Source organism: Kineococcus sp. AC630, from assembly GCF_979255925.1.
Window position 1 is genome coordinate 1 of sequence record NZ_CEEDMJ010000160.1, and the last position, 233, is coordinate 233.

Consider the following 233-nt stretch of genomic DNA (forward strand, 5'->3'; position numbering starts at 1 on the left):
GACGCTCCCCGGTGACGCGCGGAGTTCACCCGGATCTTCGGGTCCCCGGTGCTGGTGCTCCGGCAGTACCGGATCGTCACGTCGCGGTGGTTGATGGTCACGAGGCCGCGCAGGTCGACGAACTCCAGGACCGCCCCGTCCGCGGAGCTGGTGAACGAGCTCCTCCGGGGAGTGAGCTGTGGCCCCACCGGCACGCCGACGTGTTCGTACCCGGTCATCCCCACGGGGATGAC

General features: G+C 70.0%; 1 protein-coding gene. It reads right to left on the reverse strand.

Annotation, left to right across the window (positions count from 1 at the left end; all coding sequences use genetic code 11):
- Positions 1 to 218, reverse strand: a 218-nt coding sequence (locus AC0I8G_RS26245; RefSeq protein WP_471732547.1) for a hypothetical protein, incomplete at its 3' end; no start/stop codon positions are given.
- Positions 219 to 233 lie beyond the last annotated feature (15 nt).